Annotated in this window: 14 protein-coding genes; 1 reads left to right on the forward strand and 13 read right to left on the reverse strand. The window is 61.6% G+C overall.

The genetic code is table 11. The features are described from left to right. Positions 1-151: 151 nt before the first annotated feature. The 12 genes from ACZ89F_RS22320 to ACZ89F_RS22375 form a co-directional block, all read right to left on the reverse strand. Complete coding sequence (locus ACZ89F_RS22320; RefSeq protein ID WP_476094234.1) at positions 152-367, reverse strand: DUF2274 domain-containing protein; 216 nt, start codon at positions 365-367, stop codon at positions 152-154. Positions 368-379: 12 nt separating this feature from the next. Continuing rightward, positions 380-1,594, reverse strand: coding sequence for a TraB/TrbI/VirB10 family type IV secretion system protein (locus ACZ89F_RS22325; protein ID WP_476094235.1), 1,215 nt, complete (start codon positions 1,592-1,594; stop codon positions 380-382). 13 nt (positions 1,595-1,607) lie between these two features. Next, positions 1,608-2,636, reverse strand: a complete 1,029-nt coding sequence (trbG, locus tag ACZ89F_RS22330; RefSeq protein ID WP_476094237.1) for a P-type conjugative transfer protein TrbG — start codon at positions 2,634-2,636, stop codon at positions 1,608-1,610. Further along, positions 2,626-3,357 (reverse strand): conjugal transfer protein TrbF, encoded by a 732-nt coding sequence (gene trbF / locus ACZ89F_RS22335; RefSeq protein ID WP_476094239.1) that lies wholly within the window; start codon positions 3,355-3,357, stop codon positions 2,626-2,628. The genes trbG and trbF overlap by 11 nt, the downstream gene beginning before the upstream one ends. Further along, complete coding sequence (trbL, locus tag ACZ89F_RS22340) at positions 3,358-4,680, reverse strand: P-type conjugative transfer protein TrbL (RefSeq protein WP_476094240.1); 1,323 nt, start codon at positions 4,678-4,680, stop codon at positions 3,358-3,360. A 32-nt stretch (positions 4,681-4,712) separates the two neighbouring features. Then, positions 4,713-5,438: a P-type conjugative transfer protein TrbJ gene (gene trbJ / locus ACZ89F_RS22345; protein WP_476094241.1), complete on the reverse strand. Its 726-nt coding sequence runs from the start codon at positions 5,436-5,438 to the stop codon at positions 4,713-4,715. Continuing rightward, complete coding sequence (trbE, locus tag ACZ89F_RS22350; RefSeq protein WP_476094243.1) at positions 5,435-7,885, reverse strand: conjugal transfer protein TrbE; 2,451 nt, start codon at positions 7,883-7,885, stop codon at positions 5,435-5,437. Before trbE ends, trbJ begins: the two co-directional genes overlap by 4 nt. Continuing rightward, positions 7,879-8,151, reverse strand: coding sequence for a VirB3 family type IV secretion system protein (locus ACZ89F_RS22355; RefSeq protein ID WP_476094245.1), 273 nt, complete (start codon positions 8,149-8,151; stop codon positions 7,879-7,881). Before ACZ89F_RS22355 ends, trbE begins: the two co-directional genes overlap by 7 nt. After that, entirely contained in the window at positions 8,151-8,459 is a 309-nt protein-coding gene (locus ACZ89F_RS22360) for a TrbC/VirB2 family type IV secretion system protein (RefSeq protein WP_476094246.1), read from the reverse strand. Before ACZ89F_RS22360 ends, ACZ89F_RS22355 begins: the two co-directional genes overlap by 1 nt. A gap of 12 nt (positions 8,460-8,471) precedes the next feature. Beyond that, complete coding sequence (gene trbB / locus ACZ89F_RS22365) at positions 8,472-9,440, reverse strand: P-type conjugative transfer ATPase TrbB (protein ID WP_476094248.1); 969 nt, start codon at positions 9,438-9,440, stop codon at positions 8,472-8,474. Then, on the reverse strand, positions 9,437-9,850 hold the full coding sequence (locus tag ACZ89F_RS22370) for a CopG family transcriptional regulator (protein WP_476094249.1): 414 nt from the start codon (positions 9,848-9,850) through the stop codon (positions 9,437-9,439). Before ACZ89F_RS22370 ends, trbB begins: the two co-directional genes overlap by 4 nt. 115 nt (positions 9,851-9,965) lie before the next feature. Continuing rightward, positions 9,966-11,996 (reverse strand): conjugal transfer protein TraG, encoded by a 2,031-nt coding sequence (locus ACZ89F_RS22375; RefSeq protein ID WP_476094250.1) that lies wholly within the window; start codon positions 11,994-11,996, stop codon positions 9,966-9,968. A 1,759-nt stretch (positions 11,997-13,755) separates the two neighbouring features. On the opposite strand from ACZ89F_RS22375, the gene ACZ89F_RS22380 reads away from it, so the two are divergent. Next, positions 13,756-14,034, forward strand: coding sequence for a YggT family protein (locus ACZ89F_RS22380; RefSeq protein WP_476094251.1), 279 nt, complete (start codon positions 13,756-13,758; stop codon positions 14,032-14,034). 385 nt (positions 14,035-14,419) lie between these two features. Here the strand turns inward: ACZ89F_RS22380 and glmS are convergent, their stop codons facing one another. Next, the gene (glmS, locus tag ACZ89F_RS22385) at positions 14,420-16,243 is read right to left on the reverse strand and encodes a glutamine--fructose-6-phosphate transaminase (isomerizing) (protein WP_476097338.1); all 1,824 of its coding nucleotides are present in this window, start codon (positions 16,241-16,243) and stop codon (positions 14,420-14,422) included. Between the last annotated feature and the right edge of the window lie 1,984 nt (positions 16,244-18,227).

Here is an 18,227-nt window from a genome sequence, read left to right on the forward strand (position 1 = left end):
CAGACAGGATTCGTGTTCCTCTAGCGATAGTGTCGATGGACACCCCGCGATCGGGTGGCGAGCCATGGGTGGACTTGACCAACTCTCTGCCTCAATTACTCGGAATCTGAGCCTCCCAGGCATTGGGGCCTGTCCGGTATGCTGGCCGTCGTCAAACCTTCTTTCTGGCCTTGGCAAACGCTCGGTCGCCTTCCAGAAACCCCGCCAGCATAAATGGAATGAGTTCGGCCACTGTTTCCGACTCGCCGTAGGTCTCACGGTAAAGCGCCGCATAGTCCTGGAGCGCTTGGCTCAGGTCCGCGCTAACGGTGATAGTGATCTTGGAAGGCGTCCGGTCTGGAAGCTTTCCCAATTTCAGGTTGGCCATGACTACTCCTGTTCAACTCGGGTACTCCCCCAGCACGAGATCCTTGTGTACGACAACGCGCAGCGGCCAACCGGGGCGGATGGTGATGGTGGGTTGAATATTGAGGTTCTTTTCGGTGATGCGCTGGCCGGCCCGACTGACGTTCTGCTGGGCGGATTCCCGGATTGCTTTCACCAGATCGCTTTCGTCTTCCCCGAGGCTCAATTCCGTGCCGACGCCAAGCAATGTGGCTAATGCAACTCCCTTGATCAGCTGCCAAGTGTGGAAATCCACCTTGTCCTCAAGGCCAGCATAGCCGGCAGTGTCTGTCGCGGGCAGATTGTCGATTTCGATTGACGAGCCGTCGGGGAGCAAAATGCGTTGCCAGACCAGCAGCGCGCGTCTTTGCCCGAAGGCGACAACGCTGTCATAGGTGCCGATCAGGCGAGACCCCTGTGGGATAAGCAAGATACTGCCGGTGACCGTGTCGTGCACATTCTCGGTGACCTGTGCGACGGCGAGGCCGGGCAAGTCGGAATTGATGCCGGTGATCAGGCTTGCTGCGATCACGCTGCCGGCCATCAGCTGATACGGCGAAGCCGGCGTCTGCAAGGAATGCGGGTTGTAGATCCCGCTTGTGTTCCGCTGGCTGATAAGATCGAGCTTGCGCTGCTGATTGTTCTGGTCGCCCTCGGCCGGGGCAACGGAAACCGACGCGCGTGCGGCATCGGATTGCCGAAGCGGCTCAATTGGCCTCTGCACATCCTGCCCACTGCCGGCGACGTCTATCTGCCGGGATCGATTCTCAATCGAAAAAAAGACTTGCGATTCACGTGCCTCAATCGCCTGCTGAGCAAGCCGCTGTTCCTCGTCGGAAATCTCGTGCCCCGGCGCGATGCCGAGCTGGCGCTGGCGTTCGAGGATCGGCCGGCCCAGATCGCCTGGTAATGGCGGGCCGAGCACAGGCGGGTTCGGCTTTATGCCGGAATAGTCGCTTGGAAGCGTTTCAAGTCCCTCGGCGGTTGGCTTGCGCTGGGTGTTGTAAAGCTCCTCTGCCTGCTCTTTGATGCGCAGTGCCGGTCCCTGCAACGCCAGGATAGTGACGCCGAATATGGCGCTGGATCCAAGTGCAGCGATCGCGATGATAACACCGCGCTTGAATCGCACCGCACGACGGGGTGAGGCCCGTAACTGCAGCTGTTCGGGGTCGAGTTTCGGCGGAGCATTGGAGCGAGTAGTGTCGGTCATGATACCTTCCCCCTCACCTGTCCGAACGCGCAAAATGTGCTATCCGCCGGGGCGGCTGCCGGCCGTCAGTTCTCGTGATGCGGACCACCTGCTGCTGCTTGGCGCCGAGCCGCAGTTCGGCCGCGGCAAAGAGGCGATCGACGATGTAATAGTTGCCACGCATGCGGTAATTGACGAGCTGGCTGTCCCCGTCAGCTCCAACGACGAAGAGCGGCGGCGCCTCGCCCTGATCGATGCGGCGCGGGAATTCGATATAGACCTTGCGGCCATCGTCGAAGGCACGCGTCGGCCTCCAAGGCGGCGCGTCGCCGGTAATCGAATAGCGGAAGCGAATATTCTCGAGCGCCACATTCGACGCCACCGGCATGGCTGCCTCGGCTTGAGCGTTGCGCCGGCGAAGCGCGATGATCTGGTCCTCGCTGTAGGTCCAGGAAATAGCCGCCATAGCCGTCTTTTCCGTGCTTTGAAGCTGCAGGTGATAGGTCCGCCGGTTGGTGCTGATGACCAGATTGGTGCTGAGCCCCGGTGCGAAGGGCTTCACCAGCACGTGGGTTCGCTCGTTGTCGCCGTATCCACTGACAGTGTCGCCAATCACCCAGCGCACTGTATCGCCGGCCGACACAGATGAGAGTTTCTCGCCTGGTTGCAGCGCGATGTCGACGACGCGCTCGGGTGCGGCGTAGAGCTGGTAAAGTGCTCCTTCCGTGTAGGGATAGACCTGTACCGCGTTGACATAGCCATACTTGTTGGGCTGCTGCGTCGCCGCCTTGTTGGCATCTGCGACACGTTCTTCAGGGGAGCGCTTGTCTGCAACGATTTTGCCCGGTTCGGGCTGCAGTTGGCCGGGTAGCGGCAGGGGCTTTGGCACCTCGACGACCTTGACCGGCTTTTCCGGGGCCTTTTCAATTGCCGCCGGTTTGAACTCAGCAGCGTCATAGGAAATCTGAGGTGGCGGTACCGGCTTCGATGCACAGGCGCAGAGGACCGCTGCCGACGCCGACAGAATCAGCGCGGCACGGACCGAGGACATTTTATTCTTCATTGGCGGACTCCTTCGGGGAAACGGGTGTCGGCGCGGCGCTGTCGAGTTCGCGCGACCAGTCGATGGCATTGATGAAGACGCCAAGGGGATTTCGGCGCAGCTGGTCTGCATTGCTTGGCGGGCGGATCACCACTGTAAGGATCGCGGTCCAGCGACTGGTGCTGGCGAGGCTGCCGCGCTCATAGACCTGTTCGGCCCACTTGACCTGGAAGGAGTTGTCGGAGGCTCTCACGACACTGGTGACCTGCACCGAAACACTGCGCGTACCGATCTTTCCGAACGGGTCGTTCGCCTTTGCGTATTCATTGAGGAAAAGAGCGGCACGGTCGGTGGCGAAATCGTAGGCCGAAAGCCAGTTCTGGCGCACCAGCACCGGATCGGTGGAGATGGCGCGGACATTCGAAACGAATCGGCCGAGGTGCCAGGCAATTTGTGCATCCGACGGCTCGTAGTTCTGGATCGCTGGTGCGACGGCGCGTGCTTCGCCGAACCGGTCGACCTCGACGACGTAGGGAGCGACGCGGCTTTGCATCGATTGCCACATCAGCCCGCCGGAAAGCCCGATCGCCAGTGCCAGGCTGCCGAAGGCCATGCGCCGCCAGTTCCTGGCTTGAACGCGGGCGGACCCGATACGCTCATCCCAGAGCTGACCGGCCTTTTGATACGGTGTGACGGGTTCGGGTGTCTTCCCGTAACGCTGAACGGGTCGCTTGAAGAGCATCTAGTCGTCCTTATCGTTGAGGGAGGGATTGGCGCTGCCGCCCGGCCGATCGCCCTCACGGAGGGCTTGCATCGCGGTGTGACGATGGGCTCGCGCTTTCTGTTCGGAGCGAAGGCGCCTTGCCCAGGTCGGAGCAGTATCGGAGCTCGCAGCGGCAGGACTTCCGGTCATTGATGCGGTCGGCGTACCGCCCGTCGCAGTCCAGGCGGCTTCACGGCCGGCATCGGCGCTGCGCCTGACCGGTTCGGCAGCAGATCGCGCTCCGCCTATGATGGCGCCGGCGACGGCGCTTGTGACGCCGTGCATTCCAGCAGCTACGCCGGACAGGCCGGAGTCGGGCGAGGTTGCACGTCGGATCTGCCAAGCGGTGGAAGCAGCCGATCCCATGGTTGTGCCGGCGCGGACTGCGGCGAGGCTGCCGCCGGTTGCCATGCGCGCGCCGGCAAACGCCGCACCTCCGGCAACGAGCGATGCACCGGCGGCGGCCGCCGTTGTCCCGAGTGCGGCACCCGCGCCAAGCTGTGGTGCGCCAGAGACAAGGCCCGAAGCGATCCCAGGCCCGAAGATGCCGAGCCCAAGCAGGGCCAGCGCGCCAAGCACCTGTGCCATGGCGGCGGCCAGATCCGGCTCCTTGCCTTGCAACGCGGAAGCGAACTCGCCGAAGAGCGTGGAGCCTATGCCGACGATGACGGCGAGCACCATGACCTTGATGCCCGATGAGATCACATTGCCGAGCACGCGCTCGGCCAGAAAGGCCGACCGATTCCAGAGTGCGAAAGGCACCAGAATGAAACCGGCCAGCGTCGTGAGCTTGAACTCCAGGATGGTGATGAAGAGCTGGATGGAAAGAATGAAGAAGGCGATGATGACCAGGAACCAGGCCACAAGCAGCACGAAGATGGTGAGCGCGTTGCCGAAGAACTCAGGGAAGCCAAGAAACTGGCTCGCCTGATCAAGCAGCGGCCACGCGCCCTCGAAGCCGGCGGCGGCAATGCGGCCGGGCCGCAGGAGATTGTCCGGGGAGAGAGTGCCTGATGAGGCATTGATGCCGAGACCGGCAAAGGAGCGGTAGATGATGTCGGAGAGATTCTTGAAATTGTTCAGGATGAAGGCGAAGACGCCGACATAGAGCACCTTCCGGGTGAGCCGCCCGAGAACATTGGGTTCGCCGCCGAGCGCCCAGGCCAGGCCTGCCAGTGTGATGTCGATGCCGATCAGGATCGTAGTTAGGAAGGCGACGTCGCCCGAAAGCAGGCCGAACCCGCTATCAATATAGCGGATGAAGGTCTCCATGAAGCGATCAATGACGCCGAGGTCGTTCATGCCGCCGCCTTCCTCGTTCGAAGAGATGCTTGTCAGTTGCCGGAATAGGCTGTGCCGGAGCCAAGGAAGCGCCGCGTGGTCTCGCGGGCAGCTTCCTCGGACTGTGCCTTGCGCGCCGCATCCTCAGCCTCAGCCCGAAACTGCGTCGCGAGCAGCGTCTGGATCTGCATCTGCTGCTTGGTGGAGAGGGCGATCAGCTGGTTGGCGGCCTGGCTTGCCTGAAGCGAACCAGCCGCGCCCTGGCTGCGGTTGACGAGATCGGAAAGCAGGTCGCCATCGGTACGGACGTTCTCGACAATCTGCGACTGGACGCCCATGGTCTGGCGGAATGCCTGCATCGCGCTCTGCCAGCGCTCGCGCGCGGCGCTCGCCACGTCGCTGACCTTGATCGCGGCGTCGTAGCTTTCCGGATATTGCTTGCGCCACTGGTCTTGAAGCTGGTCGAGATCAAAGCTCAGCCCGCTCGCCTGCACCATCAGCCCGTCGACGCGATGGAGCGCGCCGGTGAGTTGACCAACCGAGGAAAAGTCCAGACGCTGAAGGTTGCGCGCCATGTTCTGCAGCATGGTCGCCTGGTTTTGCAGCGACTGGATCTGGTTGTTGATCTGCTCCAGCGAGCGTGCCGCCGTCAGCACGTTCTGCGTATAGTTCGACGGATCGAATACGATCAGGGCGGAGGCCGGCTGGATGTAGTCGGCCATCGGTTTGGCGATCAGGGAAACGGTGATCAGGCTGGTGAGAAGGCGGCGCCGCATCATGACGATTGCTCCTTGTTTGGTTGATGGAATTGCCGGAGAAGCTCGGCGGCCCAATCGAGGCCGCGTGCGCTCAGGAAACGCGAGGCAAAGCTGTCCTGCCCGTGCTCGGACAGGATGGTGTCGATCAGGCTCTGAGTGGCCGGATCGGAGGTGCCGCACAGCGCCAGAGCAATGGGGCCAAGCCCGAGTTCGAAGAGACGGTTGCCACGGCGCGACTGCAAATAGTAATGGCGCTTCGGCGTGGCGCGGGCGATCAGTTCGATCTGTCGCTCGTTCAGACCGAAGCGCTCGTAGGCTGCCCGCGCCTGCGGTTCCACGGCACGGTCATTGGGAAGAAAAATGCGCTGTGGACAGCCCTCGATGATCGCCGGCGCGATCGAAGAGCCTGCAATGTCGGCAAGCGACTGCGTCGCGAAGACAACCGACACGTTCCGCTTTCGCAGCACCTTAAGCCACTCGCGGATGCGGGCGGCAAAGAGCTGGTTGTCGAGATACACCCACGCCTCGTCGAGCATGAGCAGCGTCGGCCGGCCGTCGAAGCGCTCCTCGAGCCGGTGGAACAGATAGGTGAGCACCGGCACAACGGCGCCTTCCTGATGCATCAACTCCTCGGTCTCGAAACACTGCACATCCGACAGGGCCAGCCGATCATCATCAGCATCGAGCAGCCGGCCGAAGGGGCCGTCCAGCGTGTAGGGCATCAATGCAGACTTCAGTTCATTGGACTGAAGCAGGATCGACAGGCCGGTCAGCGTACGTTCCTGCGCCGGCGCGGTGGCAAGGCTGGTCAGTGCCGACCAGATCGCCTCCTTCACCTCCGGCGTAACGGTGACGTTCTCATGGGCAATGAGGCCGGTGATCCATTCTGCTGCCCAGGTGCGGATAACCTGCTTGTCGATGTTACGCAGCGGCTGAAAGGCAGACGTGCTGTCGGCGCCTAGCGCGTGGTGCTCTCCACCCATGGCAAGCGTTGTGGCACGCGCGGAATTGCCCTTGTCGAAGACGTACACCTGCGCGCCGGCATAGCGTCGGAACTGCAGAGCAATCAGGCCAAGCAGAACCGACTTGCCGGCACCGGTCGGACCAACGACCAACATATGGCCGACATCGTCGACATGGGTAGAAAGCCGGAACGGTGTCGACCCGCTGGCCTGGGCAAACAGAAGCGGCGGGGCCTCCCGCTGGGTGATCTTGGCCAGATGCTCGTTCGCCGTCGGGCCGGCCCACACCGACGACAGCGGCATGAGATGGGCAAGGTTCAGCGTGTGAACGAGCGGCTGGCGAATGTTGGCATAGACATGACCGGGCAACGAGCCGAGCCACGCCTCGACCGCATTGGTGCTTTCACGGATTGTGGTGAAGCCGAGGCCGTTGACGATGCGTTCGACCGCGCGAAGTTTTTCCGCGGCGGCTTGGTGATCCTCGTCCCACACCGTCGCCGTTGTCGTGAGGTAGCCGAAGCCGACGTGATCGCCGCCCAAAGCCTGAAGTGCTGCGTCGGCATCGAGTGCCTTGTTATCGGCATCGCTGTCGAGGAGCGGGACGGGTTCATTGGTCACGACCTCGCGCAGGATGGCCGCAATCGACTTGCGCTTGGCAAACCACTGCCGCCGCAAGCGCGTCAGTGTCTTTGTGGCTTCCGTCTTGCCGAGCGGAATGAAGCGCGTCATCCAGCGATAGGCGAATTCCTGATGATTGAGCGCATCGAGGATTCCGGGCCGTGTGACGTTCGGGAAACCGAGGATTGTGAGCGTGCGCAGGTGCTGGTCGCCCAGCATCGGCTCCAAGCCACCGCTAAGCGGCGCATCGACCAGGACGCCGTCGAGATACATCGTTGTTTCTGGCACGGCCACTGGATGGCGGCGGGTCGAGATTGTGCCGTGGAGATAAGTCAGCGTCTCTGCATCGTCGAGAACGCGCACTTCGGGCATGAAGCCCGACAGAAGATCCAGAACCCGGTCGGTCTCGTCACGGAACCGCGCCAACTCCTGATGCCAGTCTCTCGCGCCTTCGGAACGATGCGCATCGACCAGCGCGCTTTCGGCACGTGCCTGGCCATCCGGCCGCGGCATGAACAGCAAGGTCAGGTTATGGCGGCTCTCGAAGTGCGCGACCTTGCCCTCGAACGCCGCGCGCCGTTCTTCGTCGACCAGCCATGACGCTGCGTCTGGAAAACGCGAGCTCGGATACTCCAGCGCTTCGATGCGCTCGGCCTCAAAGAACAATGCCCAGCCGGAGCCGAGCCTTCTCAGCGCATTGTTCGCCCGCGCGCATATGCCGACAAGTTCCGCTTCCGCCGCGCTTTCGAGATCGGGCCCGCGGAACCGGAAGGTCCGCTGAAAGCTGCCGTCCTTGTTGAGCACGATGCCGGGCGCGACCAATGCGGCCCAGGGCAGATGGTCGGCAAGCCTTTCGGCTTTGCTGCGGTATTCTGAAAGCTTCAGCATCCAAACCAACCCTTCTGACGAAGATGACGGACAAGCACGCCCGCGAAGTCCGGATCGCGTCTTGCGGCAAAGACCGCGAGCGTGTGTCCCGCGATCCAGAGGACCAGCCCGGCAATCCACTGCTGCAAGCCAAGGCCGATGGCGGCGGCCACCGTGCCATTGAGGATCGCCACGGCTCGCGGCGCACCGCCCAGCAGGATCGGTTCGGTCAGGGCCTGGTGAACGGGAACTTCAAAGCCCTCGATATGCTGCTCTCCGCCCGCCATCAGACGAGCGCTCCGCCGCCGAAGGAGAAGAAGGATAGGAAAAAGCTCGATGCCGCGAAGGCGATCGACAGGCCGAAGACGATCTGGATCAGCCTGCGGAAGCCGCCTCCCGTGTCACCGAAGGCAAGCGTCAGGCCGGTGGTGATGATGATGATCACCGCGATGATCTTGGCGACCGGTCCCTGCACCGACTCCAGGATCTGCTGCAGCGGCTGTTCCCAAGGCATCCCGGAGCCAGCCGCATGAGCCTGGGCCGTGAGAAGAAACACGAGCGCGGCTGACGAACGAACGCGAAGCTTATTGCGCATGGAAGTGACCTTTCAAAATTGCTGAAGTTGCGGGAGCGTGAGTTGGGTGACGGCGTAATCGCCGCTGCCGTCGAGGCCACCGACCTCGGCGATCGCCTCAATGCGGCGCGACGAGCCGCGCCCCGCGATGAACACGATCAGGTCGACGGCATCGGCGATGAGGCGGCGCGGAACGGTGACAACTGCTTCCTGTGCGAGCTGCTCGATACGGTAGAGGGCAGCGCGGGCCGAATTGGCGTGGACCGTGGCGATGCCGCCGGGGTGCCCGGTATTCCATGCCTTCAGCATGTCGAGTGCTTCCGCGCCCCGAACTTCGCCGACGATGATGCGGTCGGGTCGGAGCCGCAGCGTTGAGCGCACCAGATCGGCGAGCGTGACCGAACCCCGCCTCGTCCTCAAGGCAACGCAATCTCTCGCTGCGCATTGCAGTTCGCGCGTGTCCTCGAGCAGGATCACCCGCTCGTCACATTTTGCGACCTCCGCCAGCAGCGCATTGGCAAGCGTTGTCTTGCCCGAAGACGTGCCGCCGGCGACCAGGATGTTGCGCCGTTCGCGAACGGCCCTCTTGAGCGCATCGACCTGCAGCGGCAGCATGATCCGGTCCGCGACATAGTCGGCCAGCGTGTAGAGCTTTGCCGCTGGTTTACGGATGGCAAAACATGGCGCGAGCACGACCGGCGGCAGCAGCCCCTCGAAGCGCTCGCCCGACGGCAGTTCGGCACTGACAATCGGATTGTCCGCATGCGCCTCGACACGCACATGGGAGGCGACCAGGCGGATGATGCGTTCCGCCTCGGAAGGGTGCATATGCACGCCCGTATTGACTCGACCCTCGCCCAGCCGGTCGAGCCGCAGTGCACCGTCGGGATTGACCATCACCTCGATGACGGATGATTCGGCAAGGGCTTCGGTGATCGCCGGCCCCATGGCAGTGCGCAGCATGGCACGGCGGCGATGGTCGGCTTCCGGATGAGAACTCATTGTTCCCCTTCCCCGCTATTGTCGCTAACAAGCGACCGTTTCCCGGAAGCGATCTGGCGGCCGACCTGCTCGACGAATTTATCGAAGCGCTCTTGGGCAATCGCTTGCGTCGCCTTGTCCGGCACCGGGGTGTGAGCATGAAGCGTGATCGAAAAGCGGATGAAGAGCGCCAGGCTCTCCAGGATCATCTCGACATCGCGCCTGACATGTCCGACGTCCCGGGAAAGACGGTCGAGCCTCTTGCCGTAGCGCTGGTCGAGTTCATTCTCCCCACGCCGCTCGATAAGGGCCTCGACCGCCTTCGCCACGACCGCTGATTTGGTCGTCGAGGGATTGCGGCTGAGCTTCTCCAGCTTCTCGCTCAATTGGGGCTCAAGCAGAAACTGATGACGAATGCGGTGCGGCTTCATGCGGCTCATTCCAACTGGCCGGCGCTGCTGCGCCGGGTGCGGAAAGAGCATCGGCCAGACACTCGAAAACGCTTATGGCCGTTATCTACTCTGAAATGCGCCTATGCAGCGGAGCTCAGAAGCCGGGCACGATGTCCTCGTCGTCGCCCATTCCTTCATTGATGCCATACGCGCGCGCCGCGATGGAAATCCGGTCCATCACGCGCTTGTCGGCAGCCGCCTCGCTATCGTCGTCAGCAGGCTTCAACAGATCCTCCTGATCGGGCTCGCGGGCAAGGAGGGGATGGTCTTCGGGAAGACCTGGATGCCGCTGCTGCTGGATACCGCCGTCCTCTTCGATTGCTGCGCCGGTGCTGTCGCCCTCGGCAGCAAGACGGCGGTCAACGCCGCGCACTTGTCCGACCCAATCGTCCGGGCGCGACGCTGGCCGATCGGCGTAGGTACCGTCTTGCAGCACTGGCGAAGGCAGCACCCGCTCGGTGAAATTCTGATCCTGGTAGTAGCGCAGTTTCTTCGCGCGGATCGGCGGCAACCCCGAAACCAGTACCAATTCGTCTTCCTGCGGCAACTGCATCACCTCGCCCGGCGTCAGCAGCGGCCGTGCGGTTTCCTGGCGGCTCACCATGACGTGCGAAAGCCAGGGCGCCAGCCGATGGCCGGCATAGTTGCGCATGGATCTGAGTTCCGTCGCCGTACCGAGCGCGTCCGAGATACGCTTGGCCGTGCGCTCGTCATTGGAGGAAAAGGCAATCCGCACATGGCAATTGTCGAGAATGGCGTTGTTTTCGCCATATGCTTTCGAGATCTGATTCAAGGATTGCGCGATCAAATATGCACGGATGCCATACCCGGCCATGAAGGCGAGCGCCGTTTCGAAGAAATCTAGGCGACCGAGCGCCGGGAATTCGTCCAGCATCATGAGCAGTTGATGCTTCCTGCTCTTCTTCGGATCGCCCTCCAGCCGCTCCGTCAGGCGCCTGCCGATCTGATTGAGCACCAGTCGCACCAGCGGCTTCATGCGCGAGATGTCTGATGGCGGCACGACCAGATAGAGTGACATCGGTCGCTCGGCATCCAGGAGGTCGGCAATGCGCCAGTCGCAGGCTGATGTCGCTGCCGCCACCGTGGGATCGCGATAAAGGCCGAGAAACGACATGGCGGTCGAAAGAACGCCCGAACGCTCGTTCTCCGACTTGTTCAACACCTCGCGAGCTGCCGAGGCCACGACCGGATGGACCTGGGGCTTATCCGCCGCACCGAGATGGTTGGTCGTCATCATTCGCCGCATTGTTGCGGCAAACGAGCGTTGCGGGTCCGACAGGAAGGTGGCGACCCGAGCGAGCGTCTTTTCCTCTTCGGCGTAGAGCACGTGTAAAATGGCGCCGACCAAGAGTGAGTGACTGGTTTTCTCCCAGTGGTTCCGCCGGTCCAGCGCGCCTTCCGGATCTACCAGGATGTCGGCTATGTTCTGGACGTCGCGGACCTCGTCTGGACCTTTTCGTACCTCCAGCAGCGGGTTATAGCGCGCGGACCTCGGATCGGTTGGATTGAACAGAAGACAGTAGGAGAACTTCGACCGCCAGCCGGAGGTCAACTGCCAGTTCTCGCCTTTTATGTCGTGAATGACGGCCGAGCCGGTCCAGGACAGAAGAGTTGGAACAACCAGTCCGACGCCCTTGCCTGATCGTGTCGGGGCAAAGGCCATGACGTGCTCTGGCCCGTCATGGCGCAGATAACGGTCCTTCAGCCTGCCTAGGAAAACGCCCGCCGGCCGAAACAGCCCTGCCGTCTCGATCTCCTGAGTCGCGGCCCACCTTGACGACCCGTAGGTGGTGACCGACCCGAGCTGTCGCGCGCGCCAGAGCGAGCCGGCGATCGCGGCGGCACAGCCCACGAACCCACTGGCGCCGGCAAGCGCACCGGCCTTATCGAAGACCTCGGGCGCATAAGCGTCGAACTGGAACCACCATTCGAACAGTTTCCACGGCTTGTAGATCGGCCAGCCAGCCGCGAGTAACCATGGTGAGCCGAGTGGCGGTTGATGGCCCAGCATGTGGGCGCACCACTGCGTGGCCGCCCATACGCCGAGTATGACGATTGCGAACACGACGGCGATCTGCTCAATCAGCAACTTCGTAGGCGTCATTGGCTTCTCCGCTGTTCTGGACATGCGGAAGCATCGCGCGGCGCGATGTGAACTGAAATGTACACTACGCACGACCGGGTGCGACGAGCTAATGGGCCGGGATGACCGGAACCGCGAGAGTTGCCAGAGGTCCGCTGGCGAAGACTATGGACAGTTCCGTATCGGTTCGCCGCGGATACCCACCCTGAGCCGAGAGTCGCTCGGCCACTGCATGGCTGCAAGGTGCGCTGGCAACCAAACCGCCGCTGTTCGACGATCATCTCGCCGTTTTGTCTCTAAAGCGTTCTTTTTTCCGAATCGCGTACTCGGAGTCGTGACGCAGAGATCGGGGCTTCGCCCGCAGAGTTTGGAAAAAATCATGCTCCGGCGTGAGCAAAGGGAAGCCGGCTTTTACCCGATCGGGAGCCGCGCCTATTCTGGGTCAAGGCCCGGGTTCTGGCTGATGTGTCGCGCTGATCGCCGCCGGTTGGCGTCCACCTGGTTGCCGCGGCTTCATTTCGGCCGGCCGTGGTCGGGCACGATGTCAGCGTCAATACGCGTCGAGCTGGTCCCGGATCGCGGTCAGCATCAGCCGCTCGAGGGTTGCGACCAACATCTTGTGATCGACAGCCCTCACCACCAGCCGCCCCCCCACCAATGCCTCATAACCGGCCGGTGGCCCGCAACAGAGCGGAAAGCGCAACGATCTCCGCCCGCGCCGAACGTACCTTCGCAGCAGCGCGGTTGGCCAGCTCCCGACACAAGGCATGATCCGCCACCACCTTGCCCGCATGATGCACGGGTAGAGCTTGAACGCCGGTCGATGGTGATCTGGAGTGCGGCGACCTCACACACCGAGGTGCCTGGCATCGATGGATCGAAGGACGCCATGCGGCGTGTCGCACGCGCGCTCTCATGGCCTTGCGCTTCAGAGCGTGCGGATGGCTCGCAATTTCTGGCGGCTGGAAGCGCGTGTCGCGTGTCCAAATCCTGACAGCGCAGACAAACTGTCAGGTTCAGAACAAACACTGGTAAAAATGTCAGGTTCATTACGACCGGCCATCTCGGCACTGCGGAGGCTTTTTCAAAGCGTAGTATGGCTTTCTGGGCGCTGAACACGTTGGCACGGCCTTTGCTCATTAGATTCGGCAAACATGAGTGAGGGGTGACCGCGCGCAGACGCGTGAGGCAGCGGTCCGTCTCTTCGCTCAGTGAAGTGGCGCAACTTTTGGCATAGCTTTGGAGATCAGCATCGTGTGCAGACGGAGTCCTCGGGTCCTTCGATTCAGGTGGAAACCTGCGTGGCGAGCGCTCACGAGTTTCCAGCACTGCAAAGTGGACCTCGTCGAATTTTGGGGAACGTGGTGCGAACCAGTATGGCGGTGATGCTCCATCTGCTCAGCTGCAGGAGAAATATAAGGACAGCGGACTTGAGGAGTCGCTGCTGATGAAGACGCTCCGTCCGCCGACAAGGCCCGAACCAATTGGACGCTTGGCTAACCGAAAACTGCCCGAACTGTCGGTTCGCGTTCGACCACACAGGCGAAAGAACAAGCTTTGGATGGAGCCAGCCTTTCTGTCGGGATCCCGACCTCGTTCGTGGTCGACCGCGAAGGCCACATATGCAGCGCAGCGGATCGCCAGAGCGAGCTGAGCGGTCGAGATCGTCATCGCGCCATCAGGTGATCTGCGGGCATAGTGTCAAGCAAGAGCGGCTGTGATTCGACGCTTCGGCAACCAGGACTTGCCGCGTCGCCCCGCCAATTCAATGGAGAACGGCATGATCGACCTCATTCCCACTGTGGTCCAGGCGCTGGGCATTTACCACTGGCTCCTCATTGCTTACGTGATTTTCTCATGGCTTTGCGCTTTCAACGTCATCAGTTCCCGTCACCGGTTCGTCGGCAACGTGAGCTATTTTTTTTTCCGTACCACGGAGCCGGTGCTGGCGCCGGTCCGCCGCCTACTGCCCAACCTCGGCTGCATCGACATTTCGCCGATGATCGTGCTTTTGGTCCTCGACTTCATCCGAGGCTTCCTCCTCCTGACCGCGGTGTAATTACCCCCACCCCGCTCAATGCGGCACAATGTCTTGTCACTCGTTTTTTCGATGTCCGGATACTGCTGGGGAGCCTTGCCGTTGCTGAGGATTTGCGGGTAGCTGGCATCGGGTTGAGCTGCCCTGTGCCAATAACTTTCGTGCGGAAGCGGGACTCGTCACCGTAGTCATACAGAGCCCCACTGGCAGGCCGCGATGACGCGTGTGGCCTTACGCCGCGAGAGTCACTTGCTTCCATATCGGCGAAACTTCGAACCGCCGGGCCTAGTCAAACAGCTTTCGCGTCGGCCTGACTAGAAGCATAGGCATGGCCCATGCCGAAGCCATGGGAGAAATACGGGCACGTTCGGTCGAGCCCACGTCGTGACCTATAAGCGCGTCACAATCATTCGACAGTGACCGATTTTGCGAGATTGCGCGGCTGGTCGACATCTTTGCCCATGAAGACCGCCGTATCATAGGCGAGAAGCTGTATCGGCAGCGAGAAGATCATCGGCGCGATAATCTCGTCAACGGCCGGCAGCACGATCGTATGCATCGTGGCTAGTTTCGACGCAGCGGCCCCCTCTTCGTCGGTGATGAGGATAATCCGTCCTCCACGGGCGGCCGCTTCCTCCATATTGGAGACGGTCTTGTTGAAAAAGCGATCATGTGGCGCGATGACGATCACTGGCATGTTCTCGTCAATCAATGCGATCGGACCATGCTTCAATTCACCAGCCGCATAGCCTTCAGCATGGATGTAGGAAATCTCCTTGAGCTTCAGCGCACCTTCCATCGCCAGTGGGAAACTGGTGCCGCGGCCGAGATACAGGACGTCACGACATTTTGCCAGTTCGCGCGACAGGAGCTCGACATCGGGCCGAATGCTGTTCAGTACCCGGCCCATGACGCCCGGCATTTCGCTAAGGCTCCCGACGAGCGCCTTCACCTCATCTTCAGTTACCGTTCCACGGGCCTTAGCAGCGCTAATGGCGAGTGTGGCAAGTACCGCAAGCTGGCAGGTGAAAGCCTTGGTGGAGGCGACGCCGATCTCCGGGCCGGCAAAGATCGGGAAGACCGCGTCGGCCTCCCGAGCGATGGTCGATTCGCGGGTATTAACGACAGCGCCGGTTTTCAGCCCACGCTCCTTGCAGTACCTTAGGGATGCGAGCGTATCGGCGGTTTCGCCGGACTGCGAAATGAAAAGAGCCGCCGATTGCGGCGGCAACGGGATCTCCCGGTACCGGAATTCGGACGCAACGTCGATTTCGACCGGCAGGCGCGCATAGCGCTCGAACCAGTATTTTGCGATCAGTCCGGCCAGATAGGCGGTGCCGCATGCCGAGATCGCCAGGCTCGGGATGCTGGCGAAATCGATGCTAGAAGCCGTATCGACGGAATTCCCTTCGATGTTGATGTAGTGACCGAGCGCACGGGCGATGACCTCGGGCTGCTCGTAAATTTCCTTCTTCATGAAGTGGCGATGGTTGCGCTTATCGGCCAGGTATGCCCCGGCCATTGAAGTCTGGCGCGGACGCTCGACGGGATGGCCATCGAAATCGAAGATATCGGCGCCTGTCTTGCCGATAACGGCCCAGTCACCGTCGACGAGATAGGTGATTGCATTCGTGAAGGGAGCAAGCGCGATGGCGTCGGAGCCCAGGAACATTTCGCCATCGCCGTGACCGATCGCCAGCGGTGGTCCATTGCGCGCCGCCATTATGGTCGACGGATCATCCTCGAAGAGAATGGCAAGCGCGTAGGCGCCCCTGACGCGTTTCAGCATGGCATGCATTGCCTCACCTCGCCCCATGCCCTCCCTGCGGTGTCCTGCTAAGAGATGCACGACGACCTCGGTGTCGGTGTCGGTCTGGAACTTGGCGCCTGCCGCCGCCAGTTCGTCCTTCAATTCGGCGAAATTCTCGATAATCCCGTTATGAACGACGGCCACACCGTCCGTAAAGTGCGGGTGCGCGTTGCGCTCAGTTGGCGCTCCATGAGTTGCCCAGCGGGTGTGTGCGATGCCGATGGTGCCACTCAGCGGCTCTTCCTTCAATCTCGCCTCGAGGTTGACGAGCTTGCCCTTGGCGCGCCGACAGTGCAACGAGCCCTCGGCGATGGTGGCAACGCCGGCTGAGTCATATCCTCGATATTCGAGACGCTTCAATGCGCCGACCAACCGCTCCGACACCGGCTGGTGCCCGACGATGCCAACAATCCCGCACATGCTCGTCTCCGAATTCTTCCCGGTAGCGTCAGTCGACCCGAAGGGCACCGCCCGGCACCGAGCCTCCTAGTAGCATGTGGTAAACTGGTAAAATCGATTGTTGGGATAGCTGCCATCCAGCCAGTGGATAGGTGAGGCGTGTTTGACCATCCGGCGACCCTGACCACTCATCTCGGCCATCCGGGTTTCCTGACGCGAAGCTGCGTTTTGCATTTTCCTAGCTGTGCGCCACGACACGGCTGGTGCCTGGGCGGATCGCACGTAACCTGCGATTTCATGGAGGTGTCACTACGAAGAGGCTGGCCTCGACGCAGAGTGGCTTCGTGCAGCCCTCCATGAGAGCCGGGGTGAGAGACTGGTTGCGCACGATGTGCGCAGTCTCCGTTGCCATCCGGTCATTCTACAGAAGAGTGCATCTGCTCATCAGCCCGGGCTGGAAGCGATGGCCGGGGCTGGCTCCAGCCATCATGGTCCCCGTGGGCGTGGGCCTGCGTCCTCGGCTAGATGACGGCCGGAAGTTGCCGCGGGTCGATCGAGCGTTTTACCAAGCAGGCATGGGCTCTGGGTCGGGCTGTGCCCAGTGCCGCGGGATCGTGAGAAACGATACGCGCAGTGCCGGTTTGCGTCCACCAACCGCCAGTTGGGACGAGGTTCTGTAGCCGGTTGAGGCGTGCCGATCATCGCAATGTCGCTTTTTACATGCTGTTGACTCGCCCAGCCCAACGTGCCCTAATTTTGGTCTCTTGACTGCGACAATCACGGCCTTCGGAAGCTTGGGGGTTTTCAAAATGCCGTTTAAAAGAGCCGGTCTATCCCCTTCCGATCTCGATCTATGCCAACGGGTATTCGACCAGGTATGCAGTGAAGAGCATATCGCCCGCTCATCGTTAGAGGCCGAGCACCTCGCCCTGGATATTTTGGTTGCGTTGGAAGAAGGGGCTGACGCGGATGAGGCTGAGCTGCTTGAACTCATCAGGTCGAACCGGCGGAGTACTAGTCATCCGAAATTCTGTAGAGAGGGATGACGAACGCATTCCTCGCCGCCGAGATGCAGTCACCCGGACCTTGATCCCCGGCCTGATCCACTGCGTAGTGGACCGGTTCGGCAAGTTCTTGCATGCACGCCGGCGCGTCCTGTCGCCGTCTGTCGAATCGTCAGTTCTGGACAATGCCAAAGCACCACATGGGACCAATCCTGAATGCCATCGGCACGCTGACGTCCGGCCGCCGGCTTCTCTCGTGTTTTGCGCCTACGCTGCGCTTTGGGTGATCTTCGACCCGCTCCAGCTTAGACTGGCATGGCGTCATCACTCTGGCACTTGGGCCATGACGCTGTTCATCTAGCGCGCCGAGCATCGTGATACTCAGGCTCTGCACGTCGGGTGGGGAATTCACCCACGGCGCTCAACTGCCTACGCTGCCGCCGCAACCGGGCCCTGTCTATCTTGAGCAGGGCCGAATGCCAGGCCCTGCCGATGGCGTTAAGGATAAATTGCATTCTACCTCGCTATGCAGCCCACGGCATTACCATCTTCTGCGTCAGTCGACTTGATCGTGCTTCAGGGATCGCTCTCTTGCGAATCGGGTCGCTATCAGTCCGCTTTTTGGTTGGCTATGCAATGCATTTGAGCGCCGTCCTTCGCACGGCGGTCTTCCGCGCTGCAGCGAAGGCGAAGCGGAAGCGGCGCGCAAGCCCGCCCTGTCGTCAGCGCGAGCTTACCGGCTGCAGGCAGCACCGTCACATCTCTCGGGCCGGCGCCATGCGTTGCGGAACTACGCCGCTCGTTCGCTGGCCATTCCAGTTTTTGGGCGCTGTTCGGGTGGTCAGCCCTCTACGTCATGAGGTCGGGCCGCGGCAGCTCGGGCTCCGCCGGCCGGCAACAGCACGCTGTAGGCTCTTACTCACGTGTTTGTGGCTGCACCGCCAGCGGAAAGTGGGACCCAAGGAAAAGGTGACCTCCGGTTCGCCCGTTTGAAGGCGCTT

This window comes from Mesorhizobium sp. USDA 3734, assembly GCF_056279665.1.